This window comes from Streptomyces sp. RG80 (assembly GCF_040446465.1).
Taxonomy (GTDB): Bacteria; Actinomycetota; Actinomycetes; order Streptomycetales; family Streptomycetaceae; genus Streptomyces.
In genome coordinates this window covers 12,440-34,839 of record NZ_JBEAAJ010000016.1, presented here as the reverse complement: position 1 = coordinate 34,839, position 22,400 = coordinate 12,440, and the positions used below count along the sequence as shown (strand labels likewise).

Sequence of the window (22,400 nt, the reverse complement as noted above, 5' to 3'; positions counted from 1 at the left end):
GCGCGACCCCGCACCGCATGCCGAACGGCTTGACAGACCCTCATTCCACAGAAGGCGGATCTGGCACGCCCTGTGGGTGCGGCGCATCGACGCGAAGATCGAAGCCGTCCAGCAGAGGCAGCGCGAGCAAGACCATGGCCGCCACAACCGGCCAGCGCCACCGGAGTAGTTCGTCGAACTCGGCATCAGCGCCGGACGTCCGCCCCTCCAGGTCCACGCCGGCGACTGCCCCAGGCCAGCAGACGGCGCCGACCCGTCAGCCGCGATGAGGCCCACCGCGTGCTCGCGACGGGCCTGCCCGGGTGCAGCCACTGCCAGCCGGACGTCCAGCTGAACATCCTCGACCTATTCGCCCGCACACCTTGCATCCGTCGGCGCGGCGCACGGACCGAACACCTGCCCCCAGGAGCCTCAACACATCGAGACACTTAAGGAACGCAGTTCAACGGCCCTCGACGAGACGGCCACGCGCCGGCACCAGCAGCGACATCTCGACCTCCTTCCGAGAAGCACCTGCCCTCGGCGTGGTACCGGCGATACCATCGGTACCATGCCTCAGCCGAAAGCGATGAATCTCCGTTTCCCCGACCCAGACCAGCGTGCCGCGATCGAGGCCGCAGCACGGCAGGAGGGCGTCAGTCTGCAGGAATACATCCTGTCCGCGGCCTACGCCCGCGCCACCGCCGTACAGACGCACTTCCTCGACGCCTTCCAGGCATCGATGGCCCGCAGCGGCGACGCCTTCGCCGAAGCAGCCGACGCGGCCGACCCCGTCACAGAGCGCCGTGCCGCGGAACTCACCGCGCGCCATGATCTCGAAACAGATCAGGAGCGGGGTCACGCCGCGTGACACAGCGCGAACCGCTCCACCCGCTCGATGTGACGTTCCTGCTGCACGCTGCCGAGTTGCTGCCCGGTGATCCGCAGGTCGACGATCTCGGTCCCCTGTACGCGGCTACCGCCCGGGTCAATGCCCGAGCACTGGAACGGGACGTCTACGGATCCCTGTACCTCAAAGCAGCCGCGCTGCTGCAGACGCTGGCGCGGCTGCCCTGCCTGGAACACTCCAACGAGGCATTCGCCTGGCACTGCACAGAGGCCTATCTGCTACTTAACGGGTGCCCTCTGGAGTATCCGCCGAAGGAAGCGGTCGCCCTGGTACGAAACGTGGCCTCCGGCACCCTGGGCGTCGGCCTGGCCGGCAGACAGCTACGCGCCTGGAGCACCGCCTGATCTCCTACCGTAACGGGCTCCTCCCCCACCGCGGAGGACCCCGTTTCGCCATCACCCATCCCCAACACCTCACCAACAGCAGACCACTCCCACGGTCATTGACGCTCTGAGAGGGCGTTGACGGGGCGTTGCAGAGAACTGCCGCGGGCCGCTCGACAGGGATCAGGCAGTCGAAGACGTCGATGAACTGGACGCGATGCATCGCTTCGGACCCATCTCGTCAGTCGCCGTTCAGCACCGTGTGCTGATCAGGTGACGGATGCTCAGCAATGGCTCGGCCCGCGCCAATCAGTCGATGCCTTCGACGATGCGGAAATCTCGCTCGAAGCCGTCGGGGAGGGCCACCAGTGCCTTCTGGTATGCCTCGCTCTCGTATGCCGCGACGGCCTGTTCAAAGCTGTCGAACTCGATCAGAACAACGCGTTGGGTGATGCCGGCCTCGTGGGCGACGACGCGACCGCCACGGGACGGGATCCGGGACAGGACGCGCCCGCCCCCAGCCTGGACAGCCAGACCGGCCAGCCTGTCGTAGGCACCGAGCCCCTCAGGGTCGGATATCGCGGGGTAGACACTGACCCAGTAACCCTTAGCCATACAAACCTCCTGCGCTCGCCCGGACACGCCCGACTTCGCATGGACACTCAGATCAATCGATCCCGGCGACGCGAACTGCGGTCAGCGGAATCGTCATATCCGCAGGCTAGGACTTGATACGCGGCCGAGGGAAAGACCGGTTCGGGATAGCCTCAGAACGGATCGTTATCAGTTGGCAAGGAGGACACGTGGCGCCGGACACGGTGAGCCTGCGGTACTTCCTGGTGCTGGCCCAGGAGTTGAACTTCACCCGCGCAGCCGCCCGGATCGGTATCGCACAGCCCGCGCTCAGCGCCCGGATGCGCCGATTGGAGGCGCAATTGGGTACGGCCCTGCTGGTCCGCAACACGCGAAGCGTCCAACTGACCACCGCCGGTGCGGTTTTGGCGGAGGCCGCGCCGCCCGCGCTGGCGGCGCTGGACCGGGCATGGGACGCCGCCCGAAGTGCGGCGGCCGGTGAACTGGGCACGCTGCGCATCGGATACAGCCTCAGCACCGGCGCCGAGACAGTACCGGCTCTGGTGGACAGACTGATGCGCGGCCACAGCGGACTCGAGGTCAGCGCGGCCCCGATGGCGACACCGGAGATCTCCCCCGCCGTCGCCGACGGCCGCATCGATGCCGGCATCACCCGCGGTGAACAGCCTGGCCGTGGTGTGCGCCGGTATCTGCTGCGGCGTCTGCGGGTCGGTGTCCAGCTGGCGCAGCACCATCCGCTGGCCGAACAAACGGAGATCGAGATCGCCGACGCCGCCGCATATCCGCTGCGGCTCCCGGACCGTGCGGCCAACCCTGTGATCCACGATCAGCTGTCCGCACTGTTCCAAGACACCCGACCACACCCCCGATTCCACACATCCGCCGTGTCTTTCGACATGTCCCAGCGCGACCTGTACGACGGCGTCACCCTCGCCCCGGCCGGGGAAGCCGCGCTTGCAGCACAACCGGCCGGTCTCACCTGGCGACCACTGCGAGGCGCACCCAGCCTCACGATCCACCTCGTCCTCCCCCGCGAGCAGTCACCGCTGCACCACCGCATCCGCGTCGTCGCCAAAGCCCTGGCCCACGAGCTGGACTGGCTGCCGAACTGACACGCAGAAAAGGGTCAAGCCCGTCAGACGCCTGCGGTGACGAAGCCGAAAGCCCTGCGCCCGCACGCCTTGCCGGTGATGACCACGACGGCGGTCCTGCTGCATGTCCGACGCGACCCTGCTTCGCCGGAGCATCAGCCTCCGATGACGGCCCCGGGCCCGGTCCGAGTCGTCCATCGGGGCCGTGTCCTCGCGCAACCCGCGATCTCGGCGAACAGTGCGCCTTCGCCGGCGCCCAACCGGACACGCACGGGCAACCGGCGGGAACGCCCGCCGTCGACGGCGGCCATGACATCGGTCAAGAGAGTCCATTTGACGGGCCGAAATCCAGGACGGTGCCGGGCGGAACCGGTCCCTCGCCCGCGTAGTCATGGCCCAGCGATGGCGCTGGTGCGCCGTCCTGGGCGAGCGTCAGGCTGGGCCAGGGCCCGGCGAGCGCTGCGTCGTCCAGGGGGATACCGAGGTGCTCGAGCACCAGGCGCCCGCTGAGTTCCGGGTTGCTGGCAGTTACTTGTACGCGGAGTGGGTTGAACGGCAGGTCGGGCACTGCCCGCACGTCAGGAGATGGCCCGCAGTGTGCTGTGCGGGCGCCTGCGGCGGAGTTGCTCGACGGCCGCGGCGGTCTCGTCGTCCGAGGGAAGGAAGACGGTCAATTGCTGTGCATCGTCAGTGAGTTCGAGTGTTTCCCGCAGCAGCCGGAGTTCGCATCCGGCTGGATGGCTGAGCCGGAGGATTCCGCGTTGCGGTACGACGTGTCGGTTCAGGCGCCGGGTTAGCTCAGGGCCGGCGAGGCGTGCGAGTTCCGTGGTGAACCATTGGGAGTTCTCCGCGGAGGGGGCGAGCCACAGGTCGAAGGCCTGTTCGTCGGCGACGTCGTCCCAGTCGGCGAAGAAGGTACGGGCCCGCGGGTCGGTGAAGACGTAGCGGGTGAGGTTGGGGGTTTCGGTGTCGAGCAGTCCACTGCCGTCCGTCACCGACCGGTACGCGCAGGTGTGGGCGAGGATGTCACCCAGCCGGTTGGTCAGCACGGCGATGCCTGGCTCCAGGAGGCGCAGTGTCTGCTGAACGGCGTCTCGCACATGCCGGGGCGGGGGCGCGGGCCGGGTGTGCGCGGTGCATTCCCCGCCGGTGATCTTCGTCAGGTAGCGCAGGTGGCTGCGCTCGGTGGGAGAGAGGCTGAGGGCGTCGGCGAGAGCGTTCACCACCGCCACCGAGGGATTGCGGTCACGGCCCTGCTCGATACGGGTCAGGTATTCGACACTGATGCCGGCGCGCGCCGCGAGATCCGTGCGGCGTAGTCCTGGTGAGCGTCGGCGGCCTCGATCCGGCAGGCCGAGTGTCTCCGGCTGGACACTGTCGCGCTTGCTCCGGATGAAGTCCCCCAGCGGCGTACCCATTTCTTGAGGATAGGGCGGGCCGGGCCGGTCGCGGGGAGCTCAGGGTGGCCCTGCGGGGGCCAGCCTGGGCTCGGCCTGGCTGCGGCCGAGGGCCGACCCGAGGGTGGTGGGCATGGAGAAGAACACACACACGTTGGTGGTCATCGTGGCGAGCGTCCGCGAGGGGCGGTTCGGTCCGGTGGTTGCGTCCTGGCTGGCCGAACAGGCCGACTCGCACGGCGGTTTTGACGTCGAGGTCGTCGATCTGGCCGACGTCGAGATCCCGCTGTCCCTGCCCGCCACATCGCCGAAGTACGCCGGCGACGACTACCCTCGCCCGGCCGGGATGCGGCACCTGACCGCCGCCCTGGAGAGCGCGGACGCGTTCGTCGTGATCACACCCGAGTACAACCACAGCTATCCCGCCTCCTTGAAAGCGGCCATCGACTGGCACTTCACCCAGTGGACCGCCAAGCCTGTCGCCTTCGTCAGCTACGGGGGCGCAGCCGGCGGCCGCCACGCGGTCCTGCACCTGGAGAACGTGCTGACCGAGCTCCATGCCGTGACGATCCGCGACGGTCTCTCTTTCCCCAACTACTTCACGGCCTGGCAGGACGGCAGCCCGCTCGACCCCCAGGCCCCCGGATACGCCAAGTCACTGCTCGACCAGCTGGCCTGGTGGGCGGGCGCGCTCAAGTCGGCACGCGAGACTGCGCCGTACCCGGCCTGAATACGGCGACTCGGCATGCCGCGTGGGCCGCCACCTCCTGGGCACCGGGCAGGGCGGCACGCACGTAAAGGTGGACTCGTCGGCGCCCGGCTCGAAGGCGTCTCTACCCCAGACCTGTAGTTCTGGCCAGCAGAACTACAGCCTCACCGTCTGATCCCGACCATCACTTCAGGGGATCCGCACGCTTTTGAGAGCGATCGAAATGCTTGTCCACTCATAGGGGTGTGCGTGAGCATCGCTGCGCGGGCAGTGGTCCTGATCATCGAGCGGGTGGCGCGACAGCGGGACACGACCCTGCGCCGCCTGCTGCGTTGTGCCGCCAGGCCAGGCGTAACGGGGGCGTGCTGTCGGGTCGATCGGTTCAACTTCGCATAGAGGAGGAGACGGTGCGCAAGGCCATTCTTGGTGTGTTGGTAGCGGTGCTCGCGGTCCTCGCGGCGGCGCCCCTGGTCGGCGCCGATCAGCCCCAGACCGTGGCCTGCTGCGGCCCCAACCCGAAATTTTGAGGAGTTGGGATACGCCGGGCTGCACTTGGCGTGTTGGTGACGGTGGCGGCGGTCCTCACCGTGGCGCCGCTGGCTGGGGCCGATCAGCCCCAGACCATGGCCTGCTGCGGAGGCACGTCCGGCTTCCCCTACAGGGCCAGCGCCACAAGCTCGACGTTGCACTGACCCGGGGTAGCCGTCACGACGCACCGGATGCTCGACAACGACACTGACGTGTCACCGCGCGACGGTAGCGTTGCGTGTTTCAACCAACGGGAGGCAGGCATGACCAAAATCGTGCGGGTCGTCGCCATCGCGGCGGGGATCGTCATCGCGATCGCAGGCGCCGGGACCGCGATCGCTGCGGACGACGGCGACACCGTGACGGTGGCCATTGTGGCCGGCGCCTACAAGTAGTCGGCCAACGCCGCGGTCCGCTCTCCATGGGCGGGCCGCGGCGGGTTTGACCCGCTACGAGGCTGTCACGCGCCGCCAGATCCCTCATTTCCTGGCCCTTGCCCCGTAGCGGATGCCGCCCCTGCAACCGTCCATATCGCCATGGCCCACAGGGAAAGCGCAGAAATGAGGCCCACCACGAGGCGAACGCTCTCGTCCGGTCCGTTCGCGAACCAGACGGTCATGCCCGCCGCCCCGGAAGCGATCAACAAGACTGCCGGTACCCGCAGCCGGGGCTGCTCGAACACCGCCGCCAACGGCAGGAAGTGGAGCCCAACGACAACCGCGATCAGCGGGGGAACAAGCACCGGCACCCCGACGCGACTGCAGACTACGGCGATGGCGATGATCAGCAGCCACTGGAGCCCGTTGATCTGATTGAACCGCCGACGTCGGTCAACGGGGAATGGTCCCCCTGCCGACACGGGAAGGAAACGACGCGCGGCGAGCATCAGCCCCACCATGACGACACAGCCAATCACCACCAGGACCTGCCGCGTCAACCCGTCGAATGCGCTCGAGCCCAGCAGCCACCAGCCGAGCCCGAACAACGCGAGGAACCCCACCCCTGACTTGAACATGATCGAAACCCTAGGCGCAAGAGCAGCCCGCCGGTCCAGGGATTCTCAACTTGGCGCGGACCTCGTTGGCCGACGCCCTCATCCGCCTGGCGGCGGCTGAACTCGAGCAACGCCGACCCCGAGGCCGGTGCCGCGTTCGTGCCCCTTCGCACCAGAGCCGCAGCCGAACAGGGCAAACGTTGTCGGATGCGGCATTACCTCAACTTCTGTGGTGTGCGCGCTGAGTAATAGAGGAGCTGCTGCTACCGGCGGTCGAGGACGTTGTGGTGCTGTCGGTGGACGCGAACATCGAGACGCCCGGGACAGGACGGCCTTCCCGGCCGGGCCAAGGCAATCGCCCCGCGACCGCGACGCCGTCACCGCCGGCCTCACACTGCCCGGGAGCTCAGACGTCGCCGAAGGCCATGTGAACCGGATCAAGATACGCAAGCGCCAGATGTTCGGCCGAGTCGGCTTCGGCCTGCTGCGCAAGCGAGTACTGCTGGCGGGCTGAACCCCACCTCGTTACATGCTGATCCAGCAGTACATCCGGTGGCCGCGAGCAGCCGCCCTCTGTGCCAGAGCAGCAAGATCTTCCAGGAAACCCGTGGGCCCACTCAGGTCCGACTGAGCGTTGAAGACACCCGACGCGGACCAACCACGTGCCACTTCGCCCAACTGCTCTTGATCGAAGTGGGCCAGCGAATCACAAAACGAATCAGTGAGGGACAAGCTGACCACCTCGCCAGAACCCACCATTCCCACCAAATGCCCATGCCTCGGATCAGCCTCGATAACACCGGGGTCCCGCCCCGTGATTAGCACCTCGGCAGGCAGCAGTTCGACCACCGGATCGACACCCTTAACGACAAACGAGTCGTACCCCGTGCCCATCGGTTGTCCGTCCTCACGAACCACAGCCCGAACGGCGTCTTCATCGTCAGCAGCGGCGTAGTACCCGAAGAGAGCTCCCATACAACCGATCATGGCACTCACCAACGACAACGAGCCCGGCAGGCAGCCGAACCCAATCACCAATCACCACGCAGCCCCACCGACCGCCAAAGCTGAGCCAGTCCCCGAGAACGGGCTCTGGCTCAACTTTGTGAAACAGGCAGGCCATTACCCCGCGCCGAATTCCCCGGCCGAAACCGACCCAGCCGCCCCCGTCCCTGGGTGCCGACGGACCCTGGAGCGCAGTGGCGGCGTCCGCTCCTGGAGCCCGCTACGGACCGCTTCCCGTCCGTCAGGACCGGCGCGGACGAGACCGGCCACGGTCACCCGCCAGCCAGCCCGATGCGTACTGACATACTCGAAGATCCCTTTCGCCTTGAAACTCACCCGACGGTCACGGAACACACTGATCGCGATCTGCGTGAACAGATCCCTCGTCATCACCCCGCACCGGATCCGACCCCCGCTCATCGCGCATCCGCACGGGCACGATGACCGCAGCTGCCAGGGCGGATGCCACCGCGCACCGACACCCGCCGGCCGCTGTCTGACGTTGAGGAGACAGGGGGCGTGAAATCCATCCAGGCAGCTCACCTGCCAGCCCCGACTACAACCCCCGACCACCCATCACAATCCCGCCACACGCATACCCAACGGCCATGGTCTGGGCCGTAGTCGGGCCACCCTCAGGCCACAGCACACCTCCACACACCGAGCACGGCTCCAGAGCCACAGAGCAGCGGCCGCGCTGCCGCTACTGTCGGTGGCGCAGCACGCGCGCTCCCGCCTTCGCCGCCGGTGACGGAGCACTCAGCACGCTCATGCCCCGCCGACTCACTCGCCCCGCTGTCCAGGCCGATGCTTCTTCCCCACGACCCACTGCAACTGTCCAAGCAGCTTGGGCCGTTACCGGGCCGACGAACAACGGCATCGCTGAGGACATCTTCACGCGGCCCTTGTCACCGATGACGTGGGCTGGCCTGCTCTGGGGGCCAACACGGGCCGGTGCAAAGACTTCGGATCGTCTCCACGACGGTGGTGACCTGAGCGCTCGAGAATCTCCCCGCGCCGACTAAAGCGCGTTGCAGAAGGCTGTGAGTTTGCAGGTCAGGGCCCGTCACGGCTGTGCTGATCACACGGACAGGGCGAGGTTGTGCATGTGCGCGACCGCTTGGACGGCGTGATGGAGGCCATCGCCGTGCTGTCGGCAGTCACGAAGGATCTTGTAGTTCTTCAGGCGGCCGATCGCATGCTCGACCCGCGCACGGACCCGGCGATGTTCCGCGTTGTCGGCTTCCTCACCGGCCAGCAGCGCCCGGCCGGGTCGTTTGCGGTGCGGGACGACCAGGCCGGTGTTGATGCAGGCGCCGTCGACGAGCACTGTGACTCCCCGACGGAAAACCGGTAGTTGCGGCTCGAGGCGCCGACCTTGCGGTCGCGGACCGGGACCAGGGTGCCGTCGACGATCCACAACCGGTCCGCGGCATCGGCCGGACGCGAGGTCGGCGCGATCGCGAGGAGGGGCCCGAGCCGCAGGATGACCCTGCACACCGTCGCCGGCGAGATGCCGAACAGCGGCGCGAGCTGTCGCATGGTGAGGTTCGTCCGGTAGTAGACCGCTACCACCAGCACCCGCTCGGCCAACGGCAGACGCCACGGCCGGCCGATCCGCGGCCCATCGCCACCTCGCTGCCGCACCGCCTTCAGTAACCGCTCGAAATGCATCATCCGCAGCCCCGTGAACGTCTCCACCCACAACGGATCAGCCCTCAACACCCCACGCATACAAGGGAAATGCCCAGATCGCGGCCTTCCGGAACGCGCTTTGAGGGCTGCCCGCAATTGAGTCGGTGGTGCACGGCGGCGACGGCCTTCGTCTCGACGAGCCGTTTTAGGTGCCGAGCGTGGCGGGCAAGGATGATGTCTATCGGGATACGTGCTGCCCACTGAGGCTGTCCGGGCGCTGACGTCGGCCCATACGGGGGCTGGTCTGGGTAGCTGGGTGATTGGCCTGCTTCGCACCAGCTGTGTGCCGTCCCGAGCTATCCGGTCTGCCCAGGGTTCTTGAGGATCTCTGTCAGGGCAGAGATGCTGTGGTCGCCGTGGCCGGCTTCGACCGCTCGCTTGAGCAGGTCATGGAAGGGCTTGTGCCAGTCCATGTCGAGGTGCGCTTCCTTGCCGAATTCCTCGTCGTGGGCGGCTCCGGCAAGGAACAGGTTTACGGAGGAGGCGGGCTTACTGTAGTCGCCGCTGTCAATCTCCTCAGCGAAGACCGGCAGTACCGAGTTGATCATCTCGAACCACTTGATGCTGAATCGAACCATTGAGACCGCCGTGAGTCCACGGGCCTGCATTGCTGCCGCGCCTTGGAAGAAGCCGACGAGCGCGGGCAGCAGTGTGCCGCCCACCGCCATCTCGTACAGAGCGGCGAGGTCGGCGTCGGTACCGAGGTAGACGGTGTCGCCACCCAGCACCCGCAGCGTCGATGCGAACTCGTCGAAGACGCTGTTGTCGCCGCCGTAGTACAGGAGTGTGTCCTCGGCGCCCACGGCGGACGGCACGTTCTTGATCGCTCCGTCGAGGTAGCGTGCGCCGTGCCCATGCGCCCATTCGGCCATCTGCCGGGCCCCAGCCGGTGAACCGCTGTTCAGCGTCACAAGGGCCCGCCCCTTGAGCGCGGCAGCGGTCGACTCCAAGGCTTCGATGGTGCTGTCATAAGTGGTCAGGCAGGCGATGACCAGCGGACTCGCAGCGATCGCCTCGTCCATCGTGTGCGCGTGAACGGCACCCTTGGACACGAGCGGCGTGGCCTTCGATGGGGTCCTGTTCCAGACGGTAGTCGGGTGTTCGGCGTCGATGAGTGCCTCAGCCAGTGCACTGCCCATCGAGCCCAGCCCGACGACGGTCACGGGAGTGCGGTGATGCCCTGTCATTCGTTGCTCCTGCCTGAGATGACGGCAAATAATGTGCAGCCGCACGGAGTTGTCGCGATCTTGGTGCGATGCCTGCTCCATGCTGTAGGCGCACCAACTGTTGTGCAAGTACCTACAATTTTGTCTGGTACCCACATTTTTGTTAGGGAGATGGGGCTGATGCAGAGGCGGAGCTATACGTGCGGGCTGGATGCTGCTATCGACGTCATGGGAGGGAAATGGAAGGGGCTGATCCTGTTCTGGCTCGGCGAAGGACCGCTGCGCTTCGGCGAGTTGCGCCGGACAGTGTCCGGTATCAGTGAGCGGATGCTGATCCTGCAGCTGCGGGAACTGGAGGCCAGCGGCCTGGTGTACCGCGAGGTCCATCACCAGGTCCCACCGAAGGTGGAGTACTCACTGACCGACTTCGGTCACTCGCTCATCGCCGCTCTCGCCCCACTCGGCCAGTGGGGCGAGGAACACATGGAGCGTCTTGAAGCCCTCCCGTGAGCCGGGCGCAAAGGAGGCAGTCGAGATCGTTGCCGCTCCAACGGGCCCTCGTAAGTGATCTTGAAGTGAGATCATCCTGGTCGTGACAGGAGTGATCACGGCATCAGAGTCGTTCTGGATAGCCCCGTTCACAGGGCTGAGCCGCACCGAAATAATCGTCCACCCTGGACTGCCAACCAGAATTCCCGATATGGGCGATCATCAGCAGATCGCGCCAATCTGTCTCCATCTCACGGATAGCCCCAAATAGGCGGTCCACGTCCCCATCAGCGTAAATGATGACGGCAGCCGCTATCCTCTCGTGGGCGGGCTTATGAAAGACCTTCGGCTCAGACTCCTCCAATAGCGAGATGACCGCATCCGCGTCACTCCCGTACTGTCGTGCAATCACGGCAGCGATACGGCTTGTAACCGCCATCGATCCCTCCCCTCTTCAACTTTCGACCACCACCCTCCTGATCCAGTTGGTTGGGTGGCGCTTGATAATCGCCAACTCTGGGTCACCAGATCTTCAGGCCGTAGTGGATGGCATGGAAGACGGCGCGCACGATCCGCGCCACGCTTGCGGGACCCGACGAAGAACCATAGCCTGCACCGGGTTCACGCGCCCTTCATGGGGCCCTTGCTGGTGATCTCTACTTTTCACCACCTCTCGCCGTGTGCTTCGACGTTCTTCGGATCGCGCACAGCAGATCCCTCGTTCCACAGGGCCCGCAAACCATGACTCGTGATCCGGCCCCTTGGCCTTTCCTCGAACTGCTTCGCAGGTCCTCCGCAACGCAGGTAGGTACTCATGTACCGTCCGCTCCGTCGGAAGCGTGTAGCAAATTTTCGACGACTCTACTGACTCGCCAGTCGCGGATAGAGGGTTCAAAGACCAGTTATCAGAGAAGCTGAAGGTTGATCACCGCGAATCTGCGGGTGGATCTCCTGATTCTGGCGGTTGGGCCCACGGGTACCTGGTCAACCCTCAGGACCTGACTCGGGATGTTGACCGAGACACGCGCCCAAGACGCAACGGATGATCTTGAAGCTCTGGGCGTCGGGCCGTCCCGTATTTCGGATGGACAGCCGTGCTGTTCTGCCAGCGGCAGAACACCGGCCGGACCGGGCTCGACGATCACTACAGTCCAGTCTCATGACGACGATTACGACGCGTACGGTGGAGTACCCGGCCGATGGTTTGACGATGGTCGGGTATCTCGCGCTCCCGGCCGGTGTCGACCGCGGGGCCGCGGTACTGGTCGGGCCCGAGGGCATGGGGCTCAGCGACGTCGAGCGCCGCCGGGCCGATGCTCTCGCCGAGTTGGGATATGTAGCGCTGGCCTTCGACCTTCATGGCGGGCGCTATTTGGGTGACCCCGAGGAGATGCTGGCCCGTTGCCTGCCTCTGCTCGCTGATCCCGACCGGATGCGGGCAATCGGCCATGCGGCGCTCGACGTGTTGCACACCGAGCCCCGGACCGACCCCGACCGGATCGCCGCCATCGGCTACGGCACCGGGGGCGCCATCGCGCTGGAACTCGGTCGCGATGGTGTTGAGCTGCGGGCGATCGGGACGGTCAACGCAACGATCACGGGCCGACCGGGCGAGGCGGCGCGCATCCGCTGCCCGGTGTGGGCCGGGGTCGGGTCGGAAGACCCGATCATGCCGCCCGCGCAACGAGACGCGTTCACCGCTGAGATGCAGGCCGCGGGCGTCGACTGGCGCCTCGCCATCTACGGCGGCGCCCTGCACGCCTTTCACCACCCGCCGGTCGACCACCCCACGGTCCCCGGCGTCGGTTACCACCCACAACACGCCCTACGAGCCTGGCGCGACGTCATCGACCTACTCGCCGAGTGCCTGCCCTTGGCGGAGGACCCGGGAGCATGACCCCGCCCGCCGGCGAGCCGTGAACGCACCCCACCTCGTCGCACTCGTCCGAGCCTGTGGGTGCTGCCTCGAACTCCAGCCGCCCTGGCAGGACGCTCGAATGGGCAACGCCAGCTGATCGTCTGCACGAGTTGACGGCATCCCCATCGAACTACCTGGGGTCCTCGCTCTCCCAGGGATAGACGAAGAGGCCAGGCCGGACCCCCCATACGTCGAGCACAGTGATCAGCTCGGACTCGACCGCGGCGTCAGCGGACCCGACGAGAGCTGCTCCGATGTCGTAGTCGAAACCGTCAATGCGCTCGCGGTCGTACTCCCAATGTTCAAGGCGGAAGCTGCGTTCAGCGTCGCTGCGCGCCCATCCCTCCCCCTGCGCTTGGGCATCGGGATCGCTCTTCATCGGGCGGACGTCCACAAATGCCCGGCGGGTCGGCTTCGACGCTGGGACTTCCGCAACCAGCCTCCTGCCGAGACGCAGCGCGGTCAGTTTGTCAGCCGGCCGCCGCCGAAGAGCAACACCACCCCACTGGCTGGGAACTCACAGCCGCGCCGCCACTTACCCCGCTCGCGGCTTGATCAACTCACCGCGTGTTGCAACGACCTCCGAATCCACCTTGGTGGTCTGTGGTTCGGTCGGGGGCGGCGGGTTGTCTCGGGTCAGAAGCAACGACTGGCTCTGACCGGGGAGTTGGGAATGTCTCGTGGTCTCGTGCCAAGCAGAGGGTGGGGGAACTGGCTGTTCCTGTGACCGCTGCGGGGGCTCGGCTATACCAAATGCGGCGCAGGGTCCCTGTGAGCCACGTGGGGCCTAAATCCGCAGGCGCCACCCCCGCCCGCCAGGCAGAATCGCCCTCATGTCCCAGCGCGCCGAACACCTGCTCACAGCCGTCGACCGGCTCTCCTATCCCCACCGCATGCGTGAGTTGGCCTCCGCTGCCCGACGCGCCGCGGCGATGGGGGCGGTCGACGAGCTTGTGACCGGGCTCGCCGCTCACGGCGTCCACGGGCGGCGGCTCGCCGCCACGGTGGCGGACATGGGGCGCCACGACGCGTATCTGGAGGGCTGCGTCGCGGACCCCGACCGCCTCGTCCGCGCCCCCGCGATCAGGGCGCTGCGGCAGGGGCGGCTCACGGACGCCACCGTGATCGGGGCCTTCGAGGACGCACCCGCCGCCGTGCGGCAGCAGCTCGTGCACGCCATCGCCGTGGCGGGGCGTACGGGCCTCGCCGAGGCGCTGGTCGAGCCGACGTACCGGCGATGGGGCGCCGAGGCCGCCGGGGAACTGCTCGCCGCCTGCACTGCGGAGACCGCCGCCCGGCTGCTGCCCCGCCTGTTCCGCGGACTGAGCTCCTACCGGCTGCTCGCCGCCCGCCATCCCGCTCTGCTGCTCGCCGAGATGGAGCGGCAGCTCGACGCCCTCCCCGTCGTCGTACGGGACGGCTGGCTGGCGTCCCGCGCGGACGCGCTCGCGCTCCTTGCCGAACGCGAGCCGCTCGGTGTGCTGGCTGTGCTCGAGCGTTACGAGACGCTGCCGATGCCCGTGCAGCGCAAGCTGCACCTCCTGGTCGAGGCGGATCCCGGCCGCACGGTGCGACTGCTGCTACGCCCGAAACTGAGGTCCCGGCTGAACAGCGGCCACCTCGAACCCGCCGTGCTGCGCCGCCTCGTCCGCCACGCCCCGGCGGAACTCACCGACCTCGCCCGCGCCTGGAACGACAACGCACCCGCTCTCGCCCGGCTGCTGGCGTGCCTGCCGCCCTCCCGCCGCGGCGCCCTGTTCGACGCGGCGATGGAGGGCAAGGACCTCGCTCACGCGGACCTCAGCCCCGCCCTGCTCGACGTACTGCCGTACGAGCGGCGCACTGCCGAGGCTCAGCGGATGGCGACGCTGGCGCGCGGCAAGGGCGCGCACTGGGCGCAGATACTGACGGCAGCCGCCTATCTGCCGCCGGACGAGGTCCGTGACGACCTTCTCACCGCCGTCCGCCGCTCCGCCGCGGACGACCGCGCCACGGCCTACCCCCTGCTCGTCCGCAACGCGGCACGCTCCCGCGACCCACAGGAAGTGAGCCGGTTGCTGCGTGCGCTGCTGCGGCTGCGCAATGAACAGGACCCGGTCCGCAGCGCCGCCCTCAGCGCACTGGCGGAGGTGCCCCCTTCGCTGTTCGCGGAGGACGCCGCCGAGGACCTCGGACGAATCGCAGTCGACGCCGTCGAAGCCCGCGACTCCTCCTGGAGCACCCGTCACGCGCTCAGCACGCTCGCCCTGTCCATGCTGCGCGAGCACGCCGTCACGGGCGGCACGCGGCTCATCGGCTGGGCCCTCGACACCCTCACCCGGCTGTCCGGCCACACCGGCGGCGCGAACGTCGGCCGCCTCGACACCGTGCTGCGTCGCGGCCAGGAGTACGAAGTGCTGGCGGCGCTACGGCCCTGGCTGGAGGCCGCCACCGACAAGGCCGACTACTCGCTCGTCTTCGCACTCGTACGGGCACTCGGGCGGCGCGCGTGGGGGATGGTCGAACTCCAGGAATACCTGTGGCAGGCAGTCCAGTTCGGAAACGACGTGTCCGTCCGCACCGCCGTCGACCTCTGGTTGGAGCAGCCGAAGGGGCGCGACGAGCGGGTGGAGCGGATCGTGCGGCTGGAGCCGTCCGCCGCCGTCCTGCCGTCCGTTCTGAAAGTCCTGACGGGGCGGCGTACGGACCTGCTCGACCCGGTGCTGGCCGACACCCCGCCGTACGGCCGCTTCCTGACCGCCCGCAGCCACTGGACGCCACCCACCTACCGGGCCCACCGCTGGGTGCCGCGCCAGCAGCGGGCGGCGGCGGAGCTGCTCGCGCGCACAGCGGGCGACGCGGGGCAGCCGGCGCATGTGCGCGTCCAGGCCCTCTCGGCGGCGGCAGCGATCCCGGAGGCGGGCCTGGAAGTCGTCCGCCGCTACACGGGATCGTCGAACGTCCCGCTGGCGGAGGCGGCCCTCGGCGCACTGCCATGGACCGACCGCCCCGACGAGGTGCTGCCGCTGCTGCTGGAGCACGCGGGCGGCGACCGCGCCCGGGTCGCGATCTACGCGGCGACGCGGGCCGCGCAGTACGTCGCGCCGTCGCGGCTCTCCGCGGAGCTCCGCAGGCTGCTCACGCCGAAGGACCCGCGGACGGTGAAGGTCACCAGCCGCAAGGAGGCGGTGCGCCTCGCGGCGACGATGCTGCCCCCGGCGCAGGCGGCGCCGCTGCTGCGGGAAGCGTTCGAGCTGCCCGGGCAGCACCACGACGTGCAGTCGGTGTGCGTCGCGTTTACCCAGGGCATGCTGGCGGAGCCGGCCAGCTGGCCCATGCTGGAGTCAGCCGCGCAGGGACGCAGGGAGCTCCGCCAGGAGCTGGCACGGGCGGCCGTGGCCGAGGTGGACGAGGAGCATCGGGCCAGGTACGCAGGGCTGCTGCAGCACGCCTGCGAGCCGCTCGAACCGGAAACGGCTGCGGCCCTGTTCCCCGTACTGGCGGAGTGGGCACCGTGGCAGCCGGAGATCGCCGAGATGCTGGTGGCCGCCACCACGGACCTTGCCGATCGGGCAGTGTGGGCGATGGCCGGGCAGGAACTGGTGGAGCTCGCGGCGCACGACGACGGTCCGTACCTTCGGGCCCTGCGGGCGATGCTGGAAGCCACAGGAGACCCGGACCAGGCCGACGCCGAGCCCGAACGCGACCAGCCGGCCCGGCAGCGGGCCGCCGGCCTGCTGCACCACCTCCTGCTCCACCATCGCTACCGCGGCGGGGGCCGGCCGACGGCGGACGTGCTGCTCCGCGCCGCCGACACCGCCGCCGGGCACGAGGAATTCGCGCGGTCCATCGCCGAACTCCGGCTGTACGCCCTCGAACTGACCAGGGACGCCACCGCGCTGTCGTCGGCCCTGCGTCGACTGGCCGCCGACTGCGAAGAACGTCCACTGCTCGCCCGGGACATCGCCGAAGGGCTCAGCTCGCGGCTCAGCGCGATCAGCGGCCCCGCGCCAGACGCGTGGTTGGAGACCGCCCGCACGCTGAGTGCCGAATCTGGCCTGGCCCAGGGCCTGTTCGCCGTCAGGCTCACCGTCTCCGGCGGCAGCCGCTCTCGGTGGACGGAGCCGTGGCGCGGCCAGCTCCGCACCCTGCGCCGGCACGCACACCCCGACGTCCGCGCGTCGGCACGCGAGACGGTCACGGCCCGGGAGGCACCGCCGTCGGTCCCAGGGACGATCCAGTGGTGACCGGGGCCTGCGCGGTGGCGCCAGGCCGGTGGCCGCCAGGCCCTGATCACCCCTGCTGCAGTCGTTCGAGCCCCGTCAGCTCAGCCGTGCCGCTCAGCCGTGCCGCACCCGCGTGCATCCCGCATGCACGTGAAGAACATCCGTCGCTACTTTCTGGCCCGCTGCCGCCGGAAGACCGCGAACCGTTCGCCGAGGACCTGCGCATCCTCAGCCACTCAGCCCGGGACGTACCGCCACACACCACCGACCCCCTACGCAGTTACGGTGGATTCGGCGGCGATCGCGGCGCCAATCCAGGCCGCGCGGGCGGGAGGCGGTCGGCGTCTCGACTCATCAACGGTCACCCGTCCTGCGTGAGGCGACGCGGGCCATGGCCCGGCACGACAACCGCGTCGCCCCCTCCGGCTGCCACCGCCGTAATTGCCGCGCCTGCCATCTGCTTCGCTTGTTTCCGAGGCGGGCCGCCCCTACTACGGCCGGCCGGCGATGGTCGCCATCAACGCGGCCCCGCCGTACAGGCTGCGGGTCGGCTTTGAACTGACCCGCGGGCGGTGGGAGAACGAGCTGAAAACACCTACGCTCCCCCACAGCCACCTCTACGACGGGCTCATGCTCAGCACGGTCGTCGTACGGCAGCCGGACTCCGATCGGCTCCAGGTGGACGGGCTTCGCCGGGTGTCTGGTCGTATCGGTCGCGGAAGACCCGGGTGAAGTGGGCCTGACTGGCGAAGCCCCAGCGGTGGGCGATCTCGGCGATCGTGAGGTGCCGGGAGTCTTGGGCGGTCAGCTGCTCGCGCGCCTTCGCCAGCCGTCGGTCGAGGATGTCGCGTGCGGGTGTGACGCCGCTGTGCCGGAAGACACGGCCGAGATGCCGCGTGGAGACTCCGAGTGCCTGCGCGACCCGTTCCACGCTGAGGGCCGGGTCGGTCAGGTGCCGGTCGATGTAGTCCCGGGCCATGGCAAGCCGGGAGGAGTCGGTGGGCGGAGCGGATGCGTCGCCCAGGCGCGGGACGGCCAGTGTGCGGACCAGGTCCAGCACCGTGGCCTCGGTCCTGGCCGGGTCATCGTTGCCGCGGCCTGTGGCCCAGCATGTCAGCACGGACTCCAGGGTGGACACCGCCGCACCCCGCTCGAACAGCAGGGGCGCGGACAGGTCGCCGGTGGCGCACTGCTCGGCGAAGGTCTCGCGGGGGATGTCCACCAGCAGCTTGCGCATAGCCGAGGGGAAACCGAACAGGTACGGGCTCCGGGTGTCGTAGAGGACCGCGTCGCCCGCCCGGACCGTGAGGCAGCCGGCCTCGTGGAAGAAGACCGCCTGGCCGGCCGTCAGCAGGCTGACGAAGACCGAGTCCTTCGGCAGGGCCTGGCAGGTGCGCCGGGTGCGTTCGATGACGTGCTCGTTTCCGGTGATCCCGGCCAGCCTGAGGCCGCCCAGCCCGAAGTTGGCCTGGGTCGCCAGCAGACCGTCCTGTGAGTAGGACGAGCAGGTCAGACCCACCAGCGCCTGTCGGTTGTACTCCTCCCAGAAACCGATCCGGTCGGCGGGAACGACGGACCGCGTGGACACACGGGAGACGAGAGCCGCGCTCACCAGGGCCTCCAATCGCTCCCGCCGGAGTCGCCGAGCGGCGCGGGAACCCTTCCGAAGTTACCGGAAGAGCGAGTTGACGTAGTCGGCGCCGATGCCCATCTTCTCGTAGTGCGTGCGGCACATCTCGATGTAGTCGTGGACGTCGAAGAAGCCGTCGGGCTCTCCATTCTCGTCCAACCAGATCAGCGGGCCCTTGACGATGAAGAACGCCTTCATCGGCTCGTCGCTCTCGTACGCCACCAGCGTGTGCCCCTCCCCCGGCGCCTCGTACACGAAGTCACCCGCGTGCGCGGTCCACGGGCGCTCCAGGTAGCCCCACTTCCCGGAGATCGTGTACGCGAACACCTCGTGCGGGTGGTAGTGCCGGTTGACCAGTCCCGCTTCCTTGGCGCGCAGGATGTCGGCCCAGCTGTTGTCCTTGACGTTGATCCACAGCGGGCGCGAGCCGACGGTCTCGGTGAACGGCACGTAGTACCGGTCGTCGTCGGTGGCGACCTGGGAGAGGTAGACCTCGGGCAGGGCATCCGGCTTGAGGGAATTCGTGATCGGCTTGAGGTTCTTCCAGAACTCGTTGCCGGCGGCGTCGGGCATGAGCGGCTCCCTGCGTCTCGTGGGTGGGTGGCCGCCAGTGAACATCGGTGATCGACAGCGGGTCTTTCCTGTGGCGGACAGGCCGTCTTGCCTATTCGGGACATGCCGGTTCATGACAGGACGGTCGCCGTCAGGTACCGCGAGGAGAAACCGTCGACAGACGTTGCCCACCGCCACCCACGACGCCACACGCAAGGCGATCGGCTGGTGGCAGGGCCAGGCTGGAATCAAACATCTGCTGGATGACCTGCCTGAAGACCACGGCTGCAGACCCAGCGAACTCGCTGCCGGTCGAGGGCGGGGCGTGCTGGCCTGGCGGGTCGGCTCGTGGGTAATCAGCAGGTGGCGGACGAGCACCAGTTGGCGGTGAAGACCAGTTGGTGGTCAGGCCCGGCGCCGGCGGCCCGCTTACACTCCCCGCCGCGCCTCGCTCACAGCACGGACTCGCGCTGGGCCGTCCGTGGAGCGGCCCACTCCTCCTGGCGGACAGGCCAGAACGGCACCTCCCCCGCCGTAGGCGTGGAAGAAGTGGACGAGCGCCTGGCAGTGCTCGGAATAGTGCATCCTCGACCAGTTCCCCGAGATGGGCGAACTCCCAGGCGACCACCGCGGTGGCCTGGAAGGTTACGGGATCGAGCAGCACATTGTCGGGGCCGAAGTTCGAACGCGCCCGCGCCCAGCACCGACTATGGGACTCCATCGCCGCACAAAGCCCAGACGACTGGGCGAGACCGATACAACGAGCCGCTCACACCTCGCACAAACACCGCCAAGAACAGCCCTACCGGCAGTTCGTCAAATCCGGAGTAACGCCCTCTCAGGGAATAGGCCGTTGCGGCTCATGGCTGCGGGCCGGGTCTTGTTTCGGCCGGCCGACTGCGATTGCTGTGCCAGTCCAGTATCAGAACCGTGGCGTCGTCCTTGAGGCTGCCATGGCAGGCGTCGAGCACCGCAGCGGTCAGGCTCCGGACAGCTTCTCGCGGGTGCAGCCCGCGGGTGTCGTGAATGACCGAGGCCAGGTCGACGGCCGCGGCACCGCGCTCCTGCATGCCGTCGGTGAGCAGGACCAGGCGGTCCCGGGGACGCAACTGCAGTTCCTGTAGGCGGTAGGGGGTGGGTGCCGCCACGCCGAACGGCAGGTTGACGGCGAGTTCCACCTCTTCGACGGCGTTGTCACGCATCAGCAGCGGCCAGGGGTGGCCGGCGTTGACCAGTTCACACCGTCCCGTTTCGAGGTCGACGCACAGCAGCTGTCCGGTGGCCAGGCCGCGGCTGTGGCTCAGCAGGGCCTGGTGGGCGTGGTGGGCCTGCTTGAGGGCGTCGCAACCGCTGCGGCGGGCACGCCGCAGCGCGCCGACCAACAGGGTGGCCAGCAGCGCGGAGTTCGTGTCGTGGCCCATCGCATCGGTGATCGACAGGTGCAGGGTGTCGCGGTCGAGGGTGTAGTCGTAGGTGTCGCCACCGATGTCGTCCGCCGGGACCAGCCCGGCGGCCAGAGTGAACTGGGCGGCCTCGCAGCAGGGGGCCGAGGGCAGGAGTTGGTGCTGGATCTCCGCGGCCAGGCTGGTCTCGGTGGTGCGCCGGCCCAGGTGATAAAGGTCGGTGAAGCGCCGGTCCGTGACGATGATGTAGGCCAGTGCGTGGGCCGCGTCGCGGACCTGTCGCAGCACCGTGTCGTCCGCGGACTGCAGGGTCAACTCCAGGACGCCGATGCAGTCGCCGCGGTTGGTGACCGGCGTGATGACGCGCTCTCCGCCCTGGCCGTCCGGACCCACATGCTGGCGCTGGCTCTGCAGAACGCTGTCGTAGACGCTGCCCTGCAGGTCAATCGGCTCGCCAGGGTCGGCGGGCTCATCGCCGGCCGCGGCGAGGCGTACCAGCCGCTGGCCGATGAGGTCGACAAACAAGAACGACACGCTCTCGGCACCGAACCGCTTCTGCAGGTCGTGTGCCACGACATCGACGGACTCACCGGGCGGGGCCGCTTCCGCAGCGGCCAGCAACTCGCCCAGTTCCAGGTCTCCACCGTTCACAACAACCTCCTGTCGGTTGCCGCACCTTCTTCCCCGAGTCTGCGCAACCTCACCTGATCCATCTATTTCGCCTGGTCAGGACAACGGGCCACGTTGGTACGAGCAGGTCCCGTCGCTCGGATACGGTCTTCGGTCCATGCCCGCATCTGAACCGACCACGGGCGATGGGCCGTTCCGGCTGTGCGGGACCGGTCCTGGACTGACGTCGATACGATCCTCACCAGCAGGACTGGCCGTAGAGGGAGAGGAACATCGTCGTGCGGGAGTGCTGGTTCTGCGGGAAAGCCACACCGGCGTCGTGGCACGACCGTGTCCTGGGGCTGCACCAGGACGCCGACACGACCATGACCCCGTGGATCGTTGTCCTGCGCACCACGTGGCGCCGGGAAGTCGTACTTGTGCCACGCTGCGCCCGCTGCCACACCGGACATCAGATCGAGCAGACCGCGGCGGTGCTCTCCATAGCCGCGCTGATCGCCTACGCAGCCAGCGGCCAACTGGACCGACTCCTCGGCATTCTGCCGGCTTCAGCCGGAGAGCGGACGGTCGCAGGGATCTGGGCAGCCGTGGCTTGCCTGCCGGGACTCACCTGGCTCGCCATCAGGCGTAGTGGGCTGCCCTGGCGGCGCCTGGCACCCCACCGTCTGGGCTACGCCCGCCACCACCCGGAGTTCGTGCGACTCCTGGACGAGGGCTGGAAACCCAGGCCGGGACCCTTTCCCTACTGGGGAAGCCCGCCGAACGCCCAATACCCTCCGCAGCCGGGCAGACTCCGGCGACTCATCGGACGCGTCATCGTCCTGGTCGGAACAGCCTGCGCCATCGCCATCCCCATCGCCTACTTCCAGGGATACGAAGAACTGGCCGGAGGTCTCATCGTGTCGGCGGCAGCGCTGTTCGCTCTGTCCTCGAAGATCAACCCCGAGAACTGAACGCACCGGTCAGTGGATCCGGGCGACGCGAGTCTCAACAGGGCCAGGAATCGGGGATGTTGGCTTGGAGTCTGGTGATGTTGGTGGTGCAGGGTGGAGCCGGGGTTTCATCGCCGGCGGGGGTTCCGCAGCCGACGCGAGGACGCCGACGCTCCGTCCCGTGTCGGATGGTGTCGGCGTACACTGAACGTGGCCCTATCACGAAAGACGCAAGCGACTGTGCCGGTCA

At 68.1% G+C, this 22,400-nt stretch carries 20 protein-coding genes and 1 pseudogene; 10 read left to right on the top strand and 11 right to left on the bottom strand.

Annotation, left to right across the window (positions count from 1 at the left end; genetic code table 11):
* The first annotated feature begins 72 nt into the window (after positions 1-72).
* The 3 genes from ABKA17_RS42220 (at position 73) to ABKA17_RS42210 (ending at position 1,233) form a co-directional block, all read left to right on the top strand.
* Entirely contained in the window at positions 73-432 is a 360-nt protein-coding gene (locus ABKA17_RS42220; RefSeq protein ID WP_353697730.1) for a DUF6233 domain-containing protein, read from the top strand.
* Between the two features lie 118 nt (positions 433-550).
* Positions 551-850, top strand: coding sequence for a type II toxin -antitoxin system TacA 1-like antitoxin (locus ABKA17_RS42215; RefSeq protein ID WP_353697729.1), 300 nt, complete (start codon positions 551-553; stop codon positions 848-850).
* Entirely contained in the window at positions 847-1,233 is a 387-nt protein-coding gene (locus ABKA17_RS42210; protein ID WP_353697728.1) for a fic family toxin-antitoxin system, toxin component, read from the top strand. Before ABKA17_RS42215 ends, ABKA17_RS42210 begins: the two co-directional genes overlap by 4 nt.
* Before the next feature lie 288 nt (positions 1,234-1,521).
* Here ABKA17_RS42210 and ABKA17_RS42205 read toward each other — a convergent pair whose 3' ends face one another.
* On the bottom strand, positions 1,522-1,827 hold the full coding sequence (locus ABKA17_RS42205; RefSeq protein ID WP_353697727.1) for a DUF1330 domain-containing protein: 306 nt from the start codon (positions 1,825-1,827) through the stop codon (positions 1,522-1,524).
* 188 nt (positions 1,828-2,015) lie between these two features.
* Here ABKA17_RS42205 and ABKA17_RS42200 point away from each other — a divergent pair, with 188 nt between their 5' ends.
* Entirely contained in the window at positions 2,016-2,918 is a 903-nt protein-coding gene (locus tag ABKA17_RS42200) for a LysR family transcriptional regulator (RefSeq protein WP_353697726.1), read from the top strand.
* A 557-nt stretch (positions 2,919-3,475) separates the two neighbouring features.
* Here ABKA17_RS42200 and ABKA17_RS42195 read toward each other — a convergent pair.
* Positions 3,476-4,315 (bottom strand): helix-turn-helix domain-containing protein, encoded by an 840-nt coding sequence (locus ABKA17_RS42195; protein WP_353697725.1) that lies wholly within the window; start codon positions 4,313-4,315, stop codon positions 3,476-3,478.
* A gap of 112 nt (positions 4,316-4,427) precedes the next feature.
* Between ABKA17_RS42195 and ABKA17_RS42190 the strand changes: the two genes are divergently transcribed.
* Positions 4,428-5,024, top strand: coding sequence for an NADPH-dependent FMN reductase (locus ABKA17_RS42190; RefSeq protein ID WP_353697724.1), 597 nt, complete (start codon positions 4,428-4,430; stop codon positions 5,022-5,024).
* 770 nt (positions 5,025-5,794) lie between these two features.
* Complete coding sequence (locus ABKA17_RS42185) at positions 5,795-5,926, top strand: hypothetical protein (RefSeq protein WP_353697723.1); 132 nt, start codon at positions 5,795-5,797, stop codon at positions 5,924-5,926.
* Positions 5,927-5,991: 65 nt separating this feature from the next.
* Here ABKA17_RS42185 and ABKA17_RS42180 read toward each other — a convergent pair whose 3' ends face one another.
* The 4 genes and pseudogenes from ABKA17_RS42180 to ABKA17_RS42165 form a co-directional block, all read right to left on the bottom strand.
* Positions 5,992-6,546, bottom strand: a complete 555-nt coding sequence (locus tag ABKA17_RS42180; protein WP_353697722.1) for a hypothetical protein — start codon at positions 6,544-6,546, stop codon at positions 5,992-5,994.
* Positions 6,547-7,050: 504 nt separating this feature from the next.
* Positions 7,051-7,500 carry a hypothetical protein gene (locus ABKA17_RS42175; RefSeq protein WP_353697721.1) on the bottom strand — a complete coding sequence of 150 codons (450 nt, stop codon included), beginning with the start codon at positions 7,498-7,500 and terminating at the stop codon, positions 7,051-7,053.
* 1,111 nt (positions 7,501-8,611) lie between these two features.
* Positions 8,612-9,264 (bottom strand): annotated as a pseudogene (locus ABKA17_RS42170) (transposase family protein).
* 257 nt (positions 9,265-9,521) lie between these two features.
* Positions 9,522-10,412, bottom strand: coding sequence for an NAD(P)-dependent oxidoreductase (locus ABKA17_RS42165; RefSeq protein ID WP_353697849.1), 891 nt, complete (start codon positions 10,410-10,412; stop codon positions 9,522-9,524).
* Positions 10,413-10,571: 159 nt separating this feature from the next.
* Between ABKA17_RS42165 and ABKA17_RS42160 the strand changes: the two genes are divergently transcribed.
* Positions 10,572-10,901 (top strand): winged helix-turn-helix transcriptional regulator, encoded by a 330-nt coding sequence (locus ABKA17_RS42160; protein ID WP_353697848.1) that lies wholly within the window; start codon positions 10,572-10,574, stop codon positions 10,899-10,901.
* A gap of 103 nt (positions 10,902-11,004) precedes the next feature.
* On the opposite strand, the gene ABKA17_RS42155 is transcribed toward ABKA17_RS42160, so the two are convergent.
* Positions 11,005-11,319, bottom strand: coding sequence for a hypothetical protein (locus ABKA17_RS42155; protein WP_353697720.1), 315 nt, complete (start codon positions 11,317-11,319; stop codon positions 11,005-11,007).
* Positions 11,320-12,039: 720 nt separating this feature from the next.
* Here ABKA17_RS42155 and ABKA17_RS42150 point away from each other — a divergent pair.
* Positions 12,040-12,777 carry a dienelactone hydrolase family protein gene (locus ABKA17_RS42150; protein WP_353697719.1) on the top strand — a complete coding sequence of 246 codons (738 nt, stop codon included), beginning with the start codon at positions 12,040-12,042 and terminating at the stop codon, positions 12,775-12,777.
* A gap of 151 nt (positions 12,778-12,928) precedes the next feature.
* Here the strand turns inward: ABKA17_RS42150 and ABKA17_RS42145 are convergent, their stop codons facing one another.
* Positions 12,929-13,177, bottom strand: coding sequence for a hypothetical protein (locus ABKA17_RS42145; protein WP_353697718.1), 249 nt, complete (start codon positions 13,175-13,177; stop codon positions 12,929-12,931).
* Positions 13,178-13,631: 454 nt separating this feature from the next.
* Between ABKA17_RS42145 and ABKA17_RS42140 the strand changes: the two genes are divergently transcribed.
* Positions 13,632-17,024, top strand: a complete 3,393-nt coding sequence (locus tag ABKA17_RS42140) for a hypothetical protein (RefSeq protein WP_353697717.1) — start codon at positions 13,632-13,634, stop codon at positions 17,022-17,024.
* Positions 17,025-17,637: 613 nt separating this feature from the next.
* On the opposite strand, the gene ABKA17_RS42135 is transcribed toward ABKA17_RS42140, so the two are convergent.
* From ABKA17_RS42135 to ABKA17_RS42125, 3 genes are all read right to left on the bottom strand, one after another.
* Positions 17,638-18,615 (bottom strand): helix-turn-helix domain-containing protein, encoded by a 978-nt coding sequence (locus ABKA17_RS42135; RefSeq protein WP_353697716.1) that lies wholly within the window; start codon positions 18,613-18,615, stop codon positions 17,638-17,640.
* Positions 18,616-18,672: 57 nt separating this feature from the next.
* Entirely contained in the window at positions 18,673-19,206 is a 534-nt protein-coding gene (locus ABKA17_RS42130) for a 2,4'-dihydroxyacetophenone dioxygenase family protein (RefSeq protein WP_353697715.1), read from the bottom strand.
* 839 nt (positions 19,207-20,045) lie between these two features.
* Positions 20,046-21,239: a PP2C family protein-serine/threonine phosphatase gene (locus ABKA17_RS42125; protein ID WP_353697714.1), complete on the bottom strand. Its 1,194-nt coding sequence runs from the start codon at positions 21,237-21,239 to the stop codon at positions 20,046-20,048.
* A gap of 257 nt (positions 21,240-21,496) precedes the next feature.
* On the opposite strand from ABKA17_RS42125, the gene ABKA17_RS42120 reads away from it, so the two are divergent.
* Positions 21,497-22,171: a hypothetical protein gene (locus tag ABKA17_RS42120; RefSeq protein ID WP_353697713.1), complete on the top strand. Its 675-nt coding sequence runs from the start codon at positions 21,497-21,499 to the stop codon at positions 22,169-22,171.
* Positions 22,172-22,400 lie beyond the last annotated feature (229 nt).